Source organism: Corynebacterium sp. HMSC073D01 (assembly GCF_001815555.1).
Taxonomy (GTDB): Bacteria; Actinomycetota; Actinomycetes; order Mycobacteriales; family Mycobacteriaceae; genus Corynebacterium; species Corynebacterium glucuronolyticum.
This window is the reverse complement of the sequence record NZ_KV821068.1, coordinates 1-209: the sequence shown is the minus strand read 5'-3', so window position 1 is coordinate 209 and position 209 is coordinate 1. Positions and strand designations below refer to the sequence as shown.

The 209-nt window shown below is 58.4% G+C and carries 1 pseudogene; it reads left to right on the top strand.

From position 1 onward, the window contains the following. A pseudogene (locus HMPREF3044_RS09140) lies at positions 1 to 209 on the top strand (hypothetical protein); the annotation flags it as partial.

The window sequence follows — 209 nt, the reverse complement described above, 5'->3', positions numbered from 1 at the left end:
TTGGTGTTCGTTATCCCGGGTGCCTGGTGGATTATCTCGGACCGGCGGGACCAAAAGCAATGGGATAGGTACGAGGAGACGGTGGAGAATAATCGTCGACTAGCGACGATGATCGGTGACGATAACCCGGACATAGTCGCGGGGATGGGGGTAGAGGACCCGCCTTCGAAGCGGTCGCGTCACTGGGGGATCGTCTCCATCGTGATGGT